The organism is uncultured Pontibacter sp. (genome assembly GCF_947502515.1).
Taxonomy (GTDB): Bacteria; Bacteroidota; Bacteroidia; order Cytophagales; family Hymenobacteraceae; genus Pontibacter.
Genome location: NZ_CANNAI010000002.1, coordinates 64,362 through 79,649 on the forward strand (window position 1 = coordinate 64,362; position 15,288 = coordinate 79,649).

At 50.8% G+C, this 15,288-nt stretch carries 14 protein-coding genes; 7 read left to right on the forward strand and 7 right to left on the reverse strand.

Translation table 11 applies throughout. The features are described 5' to 3' along the window. Positions 1 to 24: 24 nt before the first annotated feature. Both Q1A54_RS05060 and Q1A54_RS05065 read right to left on the reverse strand, forming a co-directional pair. Positions 25 to 1,140, reverse strand: a complete 1,116-nt coding sequence (locus Q1A54_RS05060) for a hypothetical protein (protein WP_299985566.1) — start codon at positions 1,138 to 1,140, stop codon at positions 25 to 27. A 92-nt stretch (positions 1,141 to 1,232) separates the two neighbouring features. Continuing rightward, positions 1,233 to 2,024, reverse strand: coding sequence for an FRG domain-containing protein (locus Q1A54_RS05065; RefSeq protein ID WP_196120555.1), 792 nt, complete (start codon positions 2,022 to 2,024; stop codon positions 1,233 to 1,235). A gap of 242 nt (positions 2,025 to 2,266) precedes the next feature. Here Q1A54_RS05065 and Q1A54_RS05070 point away from each other — a divergent pair, with 242 nt between their 5' ends. Next, positions 2,267 to 3,133, forward strand: a complete 867-nt coding sequence (locus Q1A54_RS05070) for a manganese catalase family protein (protein WP_299985568.1) — start codon at positions 2,267 to 2,269, stop codon at positions 3,131 to 3,133. 64 nt (positions 3,134 to 3,197) lie between these two features. On the opposite strand, the gene Q1A54_RS05075 is transcribed toward Q1A54_RS05070, so the two are convergent. From Q1A54_RS05075 to umuD, 3 genes are all read right to left on the reverse strand, one after another. Next, a complete protein-coding gene (locus Q1A54_RS05075; RefSeq protein ID WP_299985570.1) occupies positions 3,198 to 4,259 on the reverse strand; it encodes a PA0069 family radical SAM protein in 1,062 nt (353 codons plus the stop codon). A 202-nt stretch (positions 4,260 to 4,461) separates the two neighbouring features. Continuing rightward, the gene (locus Q1A54_RS05080) at positions 4,462 to 5,736 is read right to left on the reverse strand and encodes a Y-family DNA polymerase (RefSeq protein ID WP_299985572.1); all 1,275 of its coding nucleotides are present in this window, start codon (positions 5,734 to 5,736) and stop codon (positions 4,462 to 4,464) included. After that, positions 5,729 to 6,199, reverse strand: coding sequence for a translesion error-prone DNA polymerase V autoproteolytic subunit (gene umuD / locus Q1A54_RS05085; protein WP_007661021.1), 471 nt, complete (start codon positions 6,197 to 6,199; stop codon positions 5,729 to 5,731). The genes Q1A54_RS05080 and umuD overlap by 8 nt, the downstream gene beginning before the upstream one ends. Before the next feature lie 501 nt (positions 6,200 to 6,700). Here umuD and Q1A54_RS05090 point away from each other — a divergent pair. Together Q1A54_RS05090 and Q1A54_RS05095 are read left to right on the forward strand one after the other, a co-directional pair. Further along, the gene (locus Q1A54_RS05090; RefSeq protein WP_299985575.1) at positions 6,701 to 7,246 is read left to right on the forward strand and encodes a DUF4142 domain-containing protein; all 546 of its coding nucleotides are present in this window, start codon (positions 6,701 to 6,703) and stop codon (positions 7,244 to 7,246) included. 267 nt (positions 7,247 to 7,513) lie between these two features. Continuing rightward, positions 7,514 to 8,761: a pyridoxal phosphate-dependent aminotransferase gene (locus Q1A54_RS05095; RefSeq protein WP_299985577.1), complete on the forward strand. Its 1,248-nt coding sequence runs from the start codon at positions 7,514 to 7,516 to the stop codon at positions 8,759 to 8,761. A gap of 82 nt (positions 8,762 to 8,843) precedes the next feature. Here Q1A54_RS05095 and Q1A54_RS05100 read toward each other — a convergent pair whose 3' ends face one another. Beyond that, positions 8,844 to 10,094, reverse strand: a complete 1,251-nt coding sequence (locus Q1A54_RS05100) for a pyridoxal-dependent decarboxylase (RefSeq protein ID WP_299985579.1) — start codon at positions 10,092 to 10,094, stop codon at positions 8,844 to 8,846. A 299-nt stretch (positions 10,095 to 10,393) separates the two neighbouring features. Here Q1A54_RS05100 and Q1A54_RS05105 point away from each other — a divergent pair, with 299 nt between their 5' ends. The 4 genes from Q1A54_RS05105 to Q1A54_RS05120 all read left to right on the forward strand — a co-directional run bounded on the left by Q1A54_RS05105 (position 10,394) and on the right by Q1A54_RS05120 (position 14,487). After that, on the forward strand, positions 10,394 to 11,959 hold the full coding sequence (locus Q1A54_RS05105) for a SulP family inorganic anion transporter (RefSeq protein WP_299985581.1): 1,566 nt from the start codon (positions 10,394 to 10,396) through the stop codon (positions 11,957 to 11,959). A gap of 41 nt (positions 11,960 to 12,000) precedes the next feature. Continuing rightward, positions 12,001 to 12,672, forward strand: a complete 672-nt coding sequence (locus Q1A54_RS05110; RefSeq protein WP_196120547.1) for a carbonic anhydrase family protein — start codon at positions 12,001 to 12,003, stop codon at positions 12,670 to 12,672. Further along, entirely contained in the window at positions 12,647 to 13,327 is a 681-nt protein-coding gene (locus tag Q1A54_RS05115; RefSeq protein WP_196120546.1) for a TetR/AcrR family transcriptional regulator, read from the forward strand. The genes Q1A54_RS05110 and Q1A54_RS05115 overlap by 26 nt, the downstream gene beginning before the upstream one ends. Before the next feature lie 143 nt (positions 13,328 to 13,470). Beyond that, positions 13,471 to 14,487: an NADP-dependent oxidoreductase gene (locus Q1A54_RS05120; protein ID WP_299985583.1), complete on the forward strand. Its 1,017-nt coding sequence runs from the start codon at positions 13,471 to 13,473 to the stop codon at positions 14,485 to 14,487. A 92-nt stretch (positions 14,488 to 14,579) separates the two neighbouring features. Here Q1A54_RS05120 and Q1A54_RS05125 read toward each other — a convergent pair whose 3' ends face one another. Continuing rightward, entirely contained in the window at positions 14,580 to 14,942 is a 363-nt protein-coding gene (locus tag Q1A54_RS05125; protein ID WP_299985585.1) for an anti-sigma factor antagonist, read from the reverse strand. Positions 14,943 to 15,288: the final 346 nt, after the last annotated feature.

Genomic DNA, 15,288 nt, shown 5'->3' on the forward strand with positions numbered 1-15,288 from the left:
CCGTCGGCTACGCTCTTTTTATTTCTATTGGTACTGAATATACAATGGCTTTGGATTAAGCTTCAGAATCTCTTCAGGCGTCATCAGGCGGGAGTTGTTGCGGGTGTCGTTCTTGTAGAACACCTTGAAGCCTGTAAACTGTACCGGCTCTTTGGCGATAAAACGGCGGTACGTGTCTCTTTTCAGCGCCGGTGGTCCCCAGCCGTCCATGTGCATGACCACTTGTACCTCTGGTCTTAGTTTGATATCCTGCGAATTCTGAATCATGCGCTGCGTGAATCGGTGCACGATGAGCAACTTAGGCGGCAGGTTGTGTTCTTTTGTGATGTCAGCAAGCATTCCGGTGGCGTAGTTGATATCCTCGGCGTCAAAACTTCCGATTTTCTTACCCGGTACTTCGCCGTCCTTCATCGCAAACTCAGCGTCTATACCTAAGTGCACGTTCGGCAACTTCAGGAACTGGGTCAGGCGGGGGAGTTCTTCGGGCAGGGTGCTGCGGCCCACCTGTACGTCCAGAAACACAATAGCGTCACGCTGTCTGGCCATCTCCAGCACATCCTCGATCATCTTATCGGTCATGCGCAGGCGGTACTTGTCGCCACGACCGGGGTGCCCCTGTGCTGTTACCACGATGGCATGCAGGGCAGGTTGCACCGGTGTCAGGGAATCCGCCTTCGTCCAATTGGCGACTTCCTCGTCCAGGCGGCGGAGCATTTCATCCACCGGATACTCACCCAGTATGCCCATGCGCTTTGACAATGGGTTGCCATAGTAGGCCAGAATGCGCTTGTGCGGCAGGATAGCACCTGGCAGAGGCTCAGGTCCTGGGTATACGGTAGGTGCTTCAGGAGCAGATGCTGGCGCAGGTGCAACAGTTGGTGTCTGTGCCGCTACAGTGTCGCTAGAAGCGGTGGCAGTGCTGTCAGCTGGTTGAGCCGGCAGTTCGTACTTTTCAGTTGAAGCCGGCAACGTAGCCGAATGAACTTCTTTGTCCTGGGTACAGGAGGCGGAGCCTAGCAGGAGTGTAGCTGCCAATACTGCAGCAGCAGGTTTTAGGTGTTTTTTAATGTGATAGGGTGGTAAGTTGTTCAGCACAAAGCTTTTGATCGCTTCACGGGTAGTGAGTAAAAAGGAATTCATGGCTGGGTATGGGTATCCGATGTAAATAGTCTATTAAAGTATAGATATTTTGTGAGGAAACAGCGACTAGACTCCCTTTTTTAGTAAAAAACTTACTCGTGCGTATAGTGGCGCTTCAACCATTGGCTCAGCCCCTGCAAACCTGGAAAGAGCACCCGCTCGGTGATATTGGCCTGATCCAGTTTGTCGCGTATTTCCCACTTCAGTCCGGCTGGAATGATCACTCTAAAGTACAGTTCCGGATGCTGCTCCAGCCATTGGCTCATATTGGCCTGCGCCGTTGACATAAGGGAGAACAAAGCGTACTGGTGCACGATGCGGGCGTCTAGTGAAGGCGGCTCCAGGAACACCACATATTCTTTATTCTGTAGCAAAGCCAGTTCCTTGAGGGAGGAGCAAACGGGTTGCAGTATTTCGGGCGTAAACACGTTGGAGCCTTCTTCTTTGATAGCCGTTTGCAGTTTGAGCGGCAAAAAGTCGTTAGCTTTCACATAGTCCACGCACCAGATGGCGCCGTCTTCATGATAGCTGGAGAGGTTCTGGGTGGCAAAATGCAGGGCCACATAAGGCGAGTAGGTCCAGTCGAGCAGGCGGGTAGGGAGACCGTGGTGCTGTGCCACCGCCAGCCAGTTCCAAACGGAATCGCCGGGAGCAGAATTGCTGTGGGCGTACTTTCGGAAGTTTCGCAGAATGTGTGGCTCCAGTTCGTAGTAGCGGCTGCCGAGGCGGGTCAAACTAGTGCTCAGGTCGTACTCTTTGCTCCAACTGCCACGGTATACATGGGAGGAGCGGAATCGCTTGATGTTCTCGTTCCAACTGTGGTCGAACAAGGCCGATTGTACCTCTGCCCAACTGTTTACAATGATGTCTTTTCCGGGTTCCATGTAATCGTTTTGCTGTCTTATAATAGCAGGCGGCGGGGTTGCTTCCTATACCTTGTTAGCTGAAAAATGTTGTAGTATGGAGGTAGCAACGCTGATAAATTTTCAACGGCATGCTTCTATATCTATACTTTCATTTAACTATGTATTTGTATTTTATGGATACGTATTTATACTTGATTAATAACATCTGATACTGCATGCCGTAAGTTCTGAAATGTTTTACTCATAAGTCCTATACATCTATGTTTTATCATGATAACAAACTACAGTACAAAGTAAGAGTAGAAAAGCCAAACCCGGCCTTTGCCAATATGCTACAGCAGGCCATTGGTGGCATTGAGGGGGAGATCAGGGTTTGTCTGCAGTACCTGTTCCAGGCCTGGGGTGCGAGGGGGCCTGCCAAGTACCGCGACATGCTACTGGAAACGGGAACAGAGGAAATGGCCCATATCGAAATGCTGGCTACGGCCGTAGCGCTGAACTTGGAGGGGGCTCCGCTCTCTTTGAAAGAGGATATGGCTAAAGATAAGGTAATTGGCGCTGTGATGGGCGGGATGAATCCGCGACACGTGCTTTCCTCAGGTCTCGCTGCAATGGCAGTCGACAGTAACGGGGTTCCCTTTAACGGTTCCTGGGTAGTGGGGAGCGGTAACCTGGCCGCTGATATGTATGCCAATGTAATGGCCGAGTCCACGGGCCGCGTGCTGGCTACTCGCCTATGGGAAGCAACCGACGACCCTGGTATGAAGGACATGCTTGCCTTCCTGATCGCCCGCGATACCATGCACCAGAACCAGTGGCTGGCCGTGTTAGAAGAGCTTGGCGGCTTAGAAGGTGTTCACCCAATCCCGAACAGTTTCCCGCAGGCTGAGGAGAATCAGCAGTTCAACTACGCTTTTGTGAGCACGGCCATTAACGGGGCGCCACGAGCAGAAGGCCGTTGGTCGCAGGGTACTTCCATGGATGGGAAAGGTGAGTTTAAGATGACACCGGCAGAGCCCCAGGGTGGTGAACCCCAGCTCGGGCCACCAGATCCAAGAGGTCATGCTCAGGTAGAGCAGATGGACGGGAAAGGAGGAATCATCAATAAGATAAAAGGTGCACTTTAAGCCATCAAGGTCCCCATAGAAGAAGGAGCGGGTACAGGTTTTATACCTGTACCCGCTTCAACTTTTAAAAGAGGTCCATCTGTATACCTGCTCTGGTACAGAAGTGCTTATAGTTGTAAGTTTTCATGCTTCGGCCAGCCATGTAGCGGTTGCGACTCATATGAAAAAGCTTGTTAATAGCTTCGGCGAATTTGCCTTCACCCCGCATGCGTGTACCAAAGCGACTGTCGTTTAGCTGACCACCGTGGCAGTCGGCTATCTGGTTTAGCACCTTATCGGCGCGGTCGGGGAAGGCCTCCCGGATCCAATCTTCGAAGATGGGGCCGATGCTGCCATTGAGCCGCACAATGGTATAGGCCGCACTGCTGGCACCCGCCTCGGCTGCACTTTTAATGATAGCCGGAATCTCGGAGTCATTGAGCCCAGGTATAATGGGCGCTACCATTACATTAACAGGTATACCGGCGTCTGCTAGCTGCTTCACCACCTGTAGACGTCTAGCCCCGGTGGCAGTGCGGGGCTCCAGTTTCTGGCGCAGCTTCTCGTCGAGAGTCGTAATGCTGATGTTCACATGCACCAAGTCCAGCTTATTGAGTTCCTGCAGTAAGTCGAGGTCGCGCAGGATGAGGGCGTTTTTGGTAATGATGCTGACCGGGTGACGGTACTGCAGCAATACCTCCAGCATACGGCGGGTTAACTGCTTCTTCGCCTCGATGGGCTGGTAACAGTCGGTGTTGCCAGCCAACATAATGGGCATTACCTGCCATTTCTGGTTTTCCAGCTGACGGGCCAGCACTTCCGGGGCATTCTCTTTCACGATAATCTTTCGCTCGAAATCTAGGCCGGCGCCGTAGCCCCAGTACTGGTGTGAGTTGCGGGCATAGCAGTACACACAGCCATGCTCACAGCCTTGATAGGGGTTCATGGAATAGGAGAGCCCTAGATCCGGGCTTTCCACCTTATTCACGATCTTTTTGGGGTGCTCCGCAAAGAACTCCGTTTTAGAGTTAGAAAGCATCGCCTCGTCCAGTCCCTCGATGTGCTCGGCTACGTATTCCTGCTTCAGGTAGGGGTTAGCGGGATTGTACTGTGCGCCGCGCCCTTTCAAAAATTCTTCTGCTTTCATAGTAGCGGTGATTCTCTTGTTAATGATTCTATGATTTCAATTTTGTCATCCTGCTAGGATCCTGGTGACAGATGAAGCAGTCCTCCTTTCAAGCAAGTTTCTTTACAAGGTGACAGGGAATTCGAATTCTTCCTCTGAGTAAGCCAACCTTTTTTTGAGGAGAAGCAGGGTGTTTGAACTTGTAAGCCTCTTTACCTAAACCTTAGCTTGTCCCGACACACAGCAGGCCTTTCAGCTGGGTGGTATAACACGGCGATTTCTTCTCGCATTTGAGCTGCCAGGGTCGGGTGGTGCCCTGCGCTGCGCAGGTGACCGTGTCACGGCCTAAGGCGCCGTTCAGTTTGTCGAGGGTCTGCATCAGGCGCTGGTGCTTGTCGCGGTCCACAGTGTCGAGCAGGGAAGTCTGCACATGGTTCTGGGGCCGCAGCTCCGATACGATCACGCCGCTCTTCTTGTAGCGGTAGCCTGCTCGATAGAGCGCCTGCAGAGCCATATTGGCGTAGTGTAGCAGTTCCAGGGTGCTGTTGGTGGCCGTAGGCAGCGCAATGGTCTTGCTGTTAAAGTACTGGGCGTCACCCTCCCGGAAGCGGTTTGTCTCCAGGAATACTGTAATAGCGCCTGCACAACTCTGCTGGCGGCGCAGCTTGGCAGCACAGCGCGAAGCATAGTTAGCGGTGGCTTCTTTCAGTTGCGAAAGCTCGGTCACAGGACCACCAAAGGAGCGGGAGGTGCAAATGTGCTGCTTGTTGGGCGCTACCATCTCCAGATCCTGACAGGGCTCGCCGCGTAGCTCCCGCACGGTGCGCAGGCCTACCACGGTCAGGTGTTTCTTCGCAAAGGCATCGGAGATGTTGCGTAGGTCCAGGGCCGTATGGATGCCAAAAGCTGCCAGCTTGCGGGCGTAGCGTCTGCCCACACCCCATACATCGCCCACCTCAGTGCGTCGCAAAGCTTCCTGTATATGCCGTTCATCGGTCAGCACCAGCACGCCATCCGCCTTCTTCGACTTTTTGGAAAGCCGGTTGGCCAGCTTGGCCAGTGTCTTGGTCGGGGCTACACCCACCGACACTGGTATACCTGTCCATGTCTTTACGGTATGGCGCATTTCTCCGGCATACTGGTTCAGGTCGCGGCCATAGAAGTTGCCCAGGTCCAGGAAAGCTTCGTCGATAGAGTATACCTCCAGGTTGGGAGTGAACTGCCCGAGCGTCTGCATCACCCGTGCTGACATGTCACCATACAGGGTGTAGTTGCTGCTGAAAACGTGCACATTATGCTGTTCTATCGTATCCTTTGCTTTAAATGCTGGTTCTCCCATCTGTATACCCAGTGCCTTGGCTTCGTTGGACCGTGCGATGATACAACCATCGTTGTTGGAGAGCACCACAATGGGCTTGCCCTCCAGTTTCGGATCGAATACCCGCTCGCAGGAGGCGTAGAAATTGTTGCAGTCCACGAGGGCAAAAAGACTAGTCATGGCCGCCGTTTACCTTGTGAAGCGACCACACCACAACGCCCCAGGGTTTAAAATCCATTTCTTCGGTGATCTCCACGGGCGGGTACAGTTCGTTGGCCGGTTGCAGGTATAGCCGAAGCCCTTTCTGGAGCAGGCGCTTTACCGTAAACTCGCCGTCCACTACGCCGATGATGATGTGCCCGTGACTGGGCTTCAGGGAGCGGTCTACTACCAGTATGTCGCCGTCGTGCAGGCGGGCATCACGCATGGACTCGCCCCGCACCCGCACCAAGTAGGTGGCGGTGGGGTTGCGGATGAGCACCTGCTGCAGGTTGATCTTGTCTTCCAGGTAATCTTCGGCCGGGGAGGGGAAGCCTGCGGCTACATAGCTCTGGCTGATAGGTAACTCAAGTAGTTCTGTGGCCCGGAGCGGGAGCAACTCGAGACTCTCCGGCAGGGTATTCAGAGTATGTGTTTTTTCCATAGTACTTTCTCTTTTGGTCTCTTTCGCGACACATGCCTCAAATATAGACTTTGCTAATATATTTGGCAATATATACTAAAAAAATTAGTTTTTGGTTCTGCTTTAAGAAGAACCTTGCAAATTGTCTGAAAGCAAAAGCAGAAAGAAGGCAATGGAATGAATGCCAAGCTATATACGCCTGGGAGTCTGGCTAAGCTTGTATTTAACAAAGGCGCTGGCAGGCTATACCTGGTGTTATGGCTAGCTAAGAAATTTAAAATGCTGAGGGGCTTGAAAACTGAGAAACCAGCTTAGTTATACCTATCGTGCAGATTTATATTGCAGTGGTTCAATGTTATAATTGGAATACAAAAGTATGGCAATGTGTGTATTATGTATTTATACGGATTCAATTCAGTACAAATTCAATAGCTGGAGAAGCAATAGCTGCGTTAAAAATATGTGGGAATGAATTATACTTTTCCAGCGTGTTTATAAATCCGTAAACTTAAGTATTTAACTATGAAACAAATGAAAGATCTGAGATGGAGGTTGTTGCTGCTATTTGTTCCACTTGCGTTTTTAGTGAGCTGTGATGATGACGATGATAATAGTGATCCGAACCTGGGCCGTCTGACAGCACAGGAGTTTGTGCAACGTGCTGCCGTCAGCGATATGTTTGAAATAGAAACCGGCAATATGGCGCTTCAGAAGTCAACTATGCAGGAGGTGCGGGACTTTGCCACAGAAATAGTGGCTGACCATACTGCTTCCAGCCAGGAGCTAATGGCGCTGGCGCAGCAGAAAAACCTGCAGGTGCCCACCGCGCTGCCGCAGGACAAGCAGGCTATTATAATCCGGCTTAACGGTAAGACAGGAGTAGACTTCGACAAAGACTTTGCGGATGTGCAGGAGGAGGCGCATGAAGACGCGGTAGAACTCTTCGAGCAGGCTGTCGAGGATCTGGAGGATGCCGAATTGCGGGCCTTCGCTCAGAAGATACTGCCTACGCTGCGTATGCATCTAGAACATGCACGTGAACTGGATGATATGACAGATGCACTGTAGCGCCTGCTAATGTTAATTTGTAAAACCTCCTGCCTAATCTGCAGGAGGTTTTTTAATGATTTGTTTTTCAGGTTATAGTAAGTCGGTGCATTAATAATAAGTTTAATTCAGGTGTGCCTGTTTTCAACAGGTTTTTCTGAGCGTTAGTTGGTGTGCAATGGCAGTGCCGGGTGCAGATATGCTTAATAGAACAGGGCGAAACATTTTATACCTGTACTAGCACATGATGTAAGGCAAACTCCTATTTTTGAGGAAACTTATACCTACATGATACAACGCAGCACGCGGCTCGATGCGGTTCACTATGAACTGTGCGGGCCCATTTATGAGAAGGCGAAGGAACTGGAGTTGGAGGGGCATCGTATCACGAAGCTGAACATCGGTAATCCGGCTCCCTTCGGCTTTGACGCACCCGAGGAGGTAATCCGAAACATCCTGGACAATCTGCGCCATGCGCAGGGCTACTCCGACCATAAGGGCATTCTGCAGGCCCGCGAAGCGATCAGGAACTACTATGTAGCCAAAGGTATAACCGGCATTCACACCGACGATATTTCCATTGGCAATGGGGTGAGCGAACTGATCCTGCATGCGGTGCAGGGTTTGCTTAATGAGGGAGACGAAGTGCTGGTGCCTTCACCGGATTACCCGCTCTGGACGGCGGCGGTGCGCTTCTCGGGCGGCAAGGCGGTGCACTACCTCTGCGATGAAGCCTCGGACTGGAACCCTGATCTGAACGATATCAGGAGTAAGATCAACAGCCGCACCAAAGGCATTGTGATCATTAATCCCAACAACCCGACCGGCGCGGTATACGCCCCGGAACTGCTGCAGGAGCTGGTCGAGCTGGCTGCAGCGCACAACCTGGTGCTGTTCTCAGACGAGATCTATGATAAGATCCTGTACGATGAGGTGGAGTACCGTTCCACGGCCACTTTTTCGGACGAGGTGCTGACAGTGACTTTCAGCGGACTTTCCAAAAACTACCTGGCAGCTGGTTTTAGGGCTGGTTGGATGCTGGTGAGCGGCAACAAGGCCAAGGCCAAAAGCTACATCGACGGGCTGAACACCATGGCCAGTCTGCGGGTATGCAGCAATGTGCCGGCGCAGTTTGCTATACAGGCGGCTCTGGAAGGTTATCAGCACATGCAGGACCTGGTATTGCCAACTGGCAGGCTGCGCCAGCAGCGGGACATCTGTTACGAAAAACTGACCGCTATACCTGGCATCACCTGCGTAAAGCCGAAAGGCGCCTTTTACCTGTTTCCGAAAATCGATGTGAAGAAGTACGCCATTGCCGATGACCAGGCTTTTGTGCTGGACTTTCTGCAGGAGCAGCATGTTCTGCTGGTGCAGGGAACTGGCTTTAACTGGCAGCAGCCAGACCATTTCCGCATCGTATACCTGCCGGAGCTGCAGGAACTGAGCCAGACCATGGACAAGCTGGCCTTGTTCCTGCAAAACTATAAAGGCACAGGCGCAGCTACCCGGAGGCAGCTTATGGAGGCGCTGTAGGTATAGCAAAGCGTTATAAAGCAACAAAGGCTCCCGTTAAAGGAGCCTTTGTTGCTTTATAAGATAATCATCAGGTATAGAGCTACTCCGCCAGGCAAGCTTCATGCTGATAAGCCTTCAGGTCTTCCAGCAGCGGGATCAGGCGGTCGATGGTCACGTGGTCCATCGCCACTACTTTATACCAGTTGGCATCCTGGTGGTTGTCCGGGACGAGGCCATACTTGCCGGCAATGCCCTTGTTGAGGTGCTCACTACGGATCGTGATGATGTTGGAGTAGGGGTTGCGGTAGTAGGCTATACCTGCCTTGTCGAGCTCAGCAGCCAGCCAGACGGCGCGGTTGAGCAGGGTAGTGGTTTTCTCCTCCCAGCCGTAGCGCCCGTAGGTCATCAGGATCATCCAGACAGCGATGGCGTTGGCGCCGGAGCGACTGCCGATCAGCGTAAAGTCCTCGCCCTCCACATAGCTCGCCTCCTTGGTGTTGGCGTGCTGCATCAAGCCTTTCCGGATCAGGAAGATACCCGTACCGTAAGGTGCCTGCACCATCTTGTGGGCATCCAGGGTCACGGAGGTGATGTATTTATTCTGGAAGTTTAGCGTATTGTTTGGGTTAGTGAAAGGGTAGATGAAGCCACCAAAAGCCGCATCCACATGAATCATAAACTGGCAGTTATTGGCTTCAAGTGCAGCTGCATATATATCGGCGTTATCCACTGATCCAAACATAGTTGTCATCATGTTGGCCACCACAATGAAGTGGCTTTTTCCCTTTGCTTTCTGAGTGGTGATCACCTCCTGCAGGTGCTTCTCATCAATGGCGCGGGTGTTGTCATCGACCTGTACTGTGGCGATATCGAGGTCAAACACATTGGCGGCCTTACTCATGGAGTAGTGGCTGTCGCGGGAGCAGAGGATGCAGATGCTGTCGTTGCGCACACCGTCTATGTTGCGGAAGTAGTTGCGGTAGATCCAGATGGCCTGCAGGTTGGCCTCGGTGCCGCCGGCTGCCACATAGCCGTCGCAGCTGCCCGGCTCGGCTTTCAGGATTTGCTCGGCGCAGAGACCAATCAACTCACGCTCGATCTGGTGCGTACCTCTGAAAAAAGACTCGGAAGCTCCCAGGGTATGACAGCCGATGTGGTTTGGGTTATGAATAAGGGCTGTCAGGAAGGGGGCATCTTTCAAAAAAGGCGCATCCTGGTAAAACACCTTATTATCGAGGTGGGAACCCGGTATACCCAATATGTTCTCGTCATAAAAATTTACGTTCTCTTCTAAGGCGTTGAATACGATGGTCCGGATTGTCTCTTTATTCAGTTTAGTCCACTGTTGCATACTTGTAAGCGAAGTTGATTTTAAAACGAAGGTAAAACCCATAGAGCCTTCCTGATACTTTTCAAAGGCAAATTTACGACATTAAAAAGACACGCCCTAAGCGAACATCTGTCTACCCTGGCTGTTCAAGCTGCGAGTTACACCCGTCCTGCATCAAAAAAAATGATGAAGATCACTGCCAATCTGATAAAAGTCACTCAAAAAAAGTTGGGAACTGAACTAAACAGTGCTTTACTTTGTGGCGTTAAAGTAATACTATTGTAACAAGTTTTAAACCTATCCATTGAAGAAGAAGCGCTATGGTTACCTTTAAAGAGTTAAAGAATGATCTGCCGGCAGGTATTGTGGTCTTTTTGGTCGCAGTACCGCTTTGCCTTGGAATTGCCATGGCGTCCGGCGCTCCACTGTTTTCCGGTATCATTGCCGGCTTTGTAGGAGGTATAGTCGTAACACTTATCAGCGGTTCGCAGCTGGGGGTAAGTGGTCCGGCGGCAGGCCTAGCCGTGATTGTATTGCATGCCATTGAGGGCCTGGGCAGTTTTGAGGTGTTTCTGTCTGCTGTAGTGCTGGCTGGTGTCATGCAGCTGGTACTCGGATTTCTGAAAGCGGGGAGCATCGGGTATTATTTCCCTTCCTCGGTTATTAAGGGGATGCTTTCGGGTATCGGTGTGATCATTATCCTCAAGCAGATTCCGCATGCCTTTGGGTATGATGAAAGCTACGAGGGTAGTCTACACTTCCTGGAGCCATCTGGCGAAACCACTTTTTCATTAATCTTTAACTCTTTACGTTACATATCACCTGCAGCGGTTATCATCAGTGCGCTTTCCCTGGCTATCCTGATTTTCTGGGATATGGTATTGTCTAAGAAAGGCAAAATTTTCCAGATCATACAGGGTCCGCTCGTGGTGGTGGTGTTGGGTATTGTCCTGAACCTAGTGTTCCTGAATGCCTTCCCGGAGATGGCCTTGCGCGCTAACCACTTGGTGGAACTGCCGGTGGCAACGAGTGTGGGAGGCTTCTTTCAGCAGTTTACCGCGCCTGACTTCAGCCGTATCCTCACTTACGAGGTGTTAATGTTGGCAGGCACGCTTGCAGTCGTAGCCAGCCTTGAAACCCTGCTTTGCCTGGAGGCGACCGATAAACTGGACCCACAGAAGCGTATCAGCCCGGCTAACCGCGAGTTGAAGGCGCAGGGCGTCGGTAACATCGTATCGGGCCTGATCGGTGGTCTGCCTGTTACGCAGGTGATCGTGCGCAGCTCGGCCAACATTCAGTCCGGTGGCCGTACCAAGCTTTCGGCCCTTATCCACGGTGTGCTGATCCTGGCCAGCGTAATTGCTATACCTGGTCTGCTCAACCTGATACCGCTTGCCTCACTAGCCGCTATTCTGTTCGTGGTAGGGTATAAGCTGGCCAAGCCGGCCCTGTTCAAAGCCATGTACCGTGGTGGCCTGAGCCAGTTTCTGCCATTTGTAGTAACCGTGCTGGCCATCGTGTTCACTGACCTGCTCACAGGTATAGGCATTGGTATGGTAGTGGGTATCTTCTTTATCCTCAAAAACAGCTACCACGTGTCACACACCGTAGTGAAGGAGAAATCACAGGCAGGCAGAGAGAAGTACCGCATTGTGCTGGCAGAGGAAGTGACTTTCCTGAACAAGGGCAATATCTTGGAGGAACTTCGCAGAGTGCCGGAAGGCGCTGAACTGGAAATAGACATGTCCCGCTCGGCCGTGGTAGACCCCGACGTGATCGAACTGATCGAGAACTACAAAGAGACCGCCCGTAGCAATAATATTAAACTTACCATAAAACAGACGGCTGAAGATGAAAAGCTGGAGTACGAGGGCATGAAGTTTTAACAAGTCATCATTTTACTAAACTACTATAAAAGACTACACCAATGAGAACCCAAAACAGAGAGACACAGGCAGAACTGACACCACAGCACGCAAAAGAGATATTGGTTGAAGGCAACAAGCGCTTTGTAAACAACCTGAAAGCGAACCGCAACCTGCTGCAGCAGGTGAACGAAACGTCAGAGGGGCAGTATCCATTTGCTATTATCCTGAGCTGCATCGACTCCCGCACTTCAGCTGAGTTGATTTTTGACCAGGGCCTTGGCGACATATTCAGTGCCCGCATCGCCGGTAACATCGTGAACGAGGACATTCTGGGTAGTATGGAGTTTGCCTGCAAAGTGGCTGGCTCTAAGTTGGTAGTGGTGCTGGGTCACAGCAAGTGCGGCGCTATCAAGGGTGCTTGCGACCACGTAGAGATGGGCAACCTGAGCACGCTGCTGCACAAGATAGAGCCTGCTGTGAATGCAGTGGAGTATGATGGCGAAAGAAACTCCAAAAATTCGGATTTTGTAGAGAAAGTAGCTGAAACCAACGTTGTGTGGACGGTAGGCGAGATCAAGAAAAACAGCCCAATCCTTCGTGAAATGATAGAAAAAGGCGAGATTGGCATCGTAGGTGGCATGTACGACGTAGAAACCGGCGTAGTGACCTTCTATGACGATGTAGAAAATATGACTGAAACCCTGCATGAGGAACTTGCTGGCAAATATTAAGATCAAAGTAGAGGAGAAGGTATATCTCAAAGACCCCGAAGCATCAGAGAAAGGTCGTGATATTATCAAACACGGTATCTTTCTGATCGATGAGCTGGGCTTGGAGGCCTTCACCTTTAAGAAGTTGGCTGAGCGCATCGGCAGCACAGAGGCGACGATCTACAGGTACTTTGAGAGCAAGCATATGCTGCTCTCATACCTGATCTCGTGGTACTGGAACTGGCTGGAATACAGGTTAGTGTTTGCTATTAACAACATCAATTCACCTGAAGACCGCCTGCGCATTGCGATCAGCATTTTGTCGGGACGCATCGAAAACGACATGGAATTTGAGCACATCGACGAAGTAACCCTGCAGCGCATAGTGGTAGCCGAGTCAGCCAAAGCCTACCTCACCAAGGAGGTGGATGCCAACAATAAGGAAGGCTTCTTTTTGAGCTATAAGCGCCTGTGTAAGCGTATAGCCGATATCGTGCGCGAGATCAACCCGGAGTACAAGCATCCGGCCTCTTTGGTCTCTACGATAGCGGAGAGTGCGCATTACCAGAAGTTCTTTGCGCTGCACCTCCCTTCGCTCACAAACATACAAGAAGACGGTGGCACTGAGCTAGAGGATTTTCTGACGCACATGGTGTTCAAAACCCTCGAGCGATAACGAACTATTTACGATCCTTGAAAAGGATGACACTGGCCCTGGTGCCGGTGTCATCCTTTTTGTTTTATAGGTGGTAGTTTACAGCTAAACATAACCTCTTCCATGTGTTTTACTTACAACACAGGTATAACAAACTGTAAGGTATGAAAACAAAGAGCATTCTATTGAAAAGTCGTCCGAAGGGTATGCCGACGAAGGAAAACTTTGAGTTCAAAGAGGAAAAGCTACCAGAACTGCAGGAAGGGCAGCTCTTGCTCAAGACGCTGTACGCATCGGTGGACCCCTACATGCGCGGTCGCATGAGCGACGCCAAATCCTATGTGGCTCCCTATAACCTGAACGAGCCCATTACCGGAGGTGTGGTGGCAGAAGTCGTTGAAAGCCGGAACGACAGGTATAAAGCAGGGGCAATAGTGTTGGGTAACCTGCCCTGGCAAACCTATAGCATCTCCAACGGCAAAGGCCTCAACCAACTGGACCCGGATCTGGCGCCGCTGAGTTATCACTTAGGTGTACTGGGTATGCCCGGACTGACAGCCTATTGCGGTTTGCTCTACATCGGAGAACCGAAAGAGGGAGAGACGGTGGTCGTGTCGGGTGCGGCGGGAGCTGTTGGCACTGTGGTCGGGCAGATTGCCAGGCTCAAAGGTTGCCGCGTGGTCGGTATAGCCGGCTCCGATGACAAAACAGCATACCTCAAAAATGACCTTGGCTTTGACGAGGCCATCAATTACAAAACCACAGACAATATGCAGCAAGCTTTGGCAGCCGCCTGCCCCGATGGCGTGGATATTTACTTCGACAATGTGGGAGGAGAGATATCGGATGCCGTGTATGGTCTGCTAAATAAATTTGCACGCATTGCAGTTTGCGGACAGATCGCGCTGTACAATGCCACCTCAGTTCCGACAGGTCCGCGGGTGGAGCCAATCCTGCTGAAGAAGAGCGCTCTCATGAAAGGCTTTATTGTGGGTGACTACGCCGCACGCTTTCCGGAAGCGGCCACAGAAATGGTGGGTTGGCTTAAAGCCGGTAAGTTAGAGTACGAAGAGCATATTGTAGAAGGGTTTGATCAATTGCCACAGGCCTTCTTCGGCTTGTTCAGGGGGGAGAATACAGGCAAGCTACTTGTGAAAGTGGCTGATTTTAACGCCCATTGAGCAACACATGTTCAAAGCAATTGGCGGGATACTAGTATCAACAGAAAAGCCCCGGACTTCTCCGGGGCTTTTCTGTTGCTGTAAGTAATGTTTTAGGCGGCGATTGACTGTGAGTTGCCTTGTAGCGCTGCCCTGTCTTCTGAACTGGCCTTGTCAAACAGTGAGTCGAGGCGGAGCAATCGGAACAGGCGCTCAGTGGTGGCATTCATGTCATAGAGCACGACTTTAACGTTCTGTTTCCGGATTTTGAGTAGTTCGCTCACAAAAGAGCAGATGCTGCTGTTGGTCAGGTGCAGGCGGTCAACGTGCGAACAGTCGATCCAAAGTTCTTTTGTGCTGTCCGTCGGTGCTTTAGCGATTGCCTGGTGAACTTTATCAAGCGCTTGTTCTTTCACAAGGCCTTTTACAAAAGAGATATGGCGATTCTGGTGCGAGGTGTGGTTGGTTATTTCCATGTCGACGTTCCTGAAAAAAATTTAACATACAAAGGAGGTGCTTTAGCAGCGGGAGTCCTTTATTTAATACTATAAAATTAAAAACATATTATTGGGTGAGTATTGTATTTTTAAAGTACGGGGTAATTAGTATATAGTTATTTACTTTGCAATAAATTTAGTCAATGATTTATAATGGTGATTTTTATTACTGAAAACCTCAATAACTACTGATAAGTTGATTGTTTATTTATTGTATAAAATCAATATGCTGTTTAAATAAGTCATTGTTGTTAAAATGTAATATGGGCTCAAGTGGATTGTTTAGGGAGGTTATGAAATGTCAGGTAGCCCGCTTGTACCACCT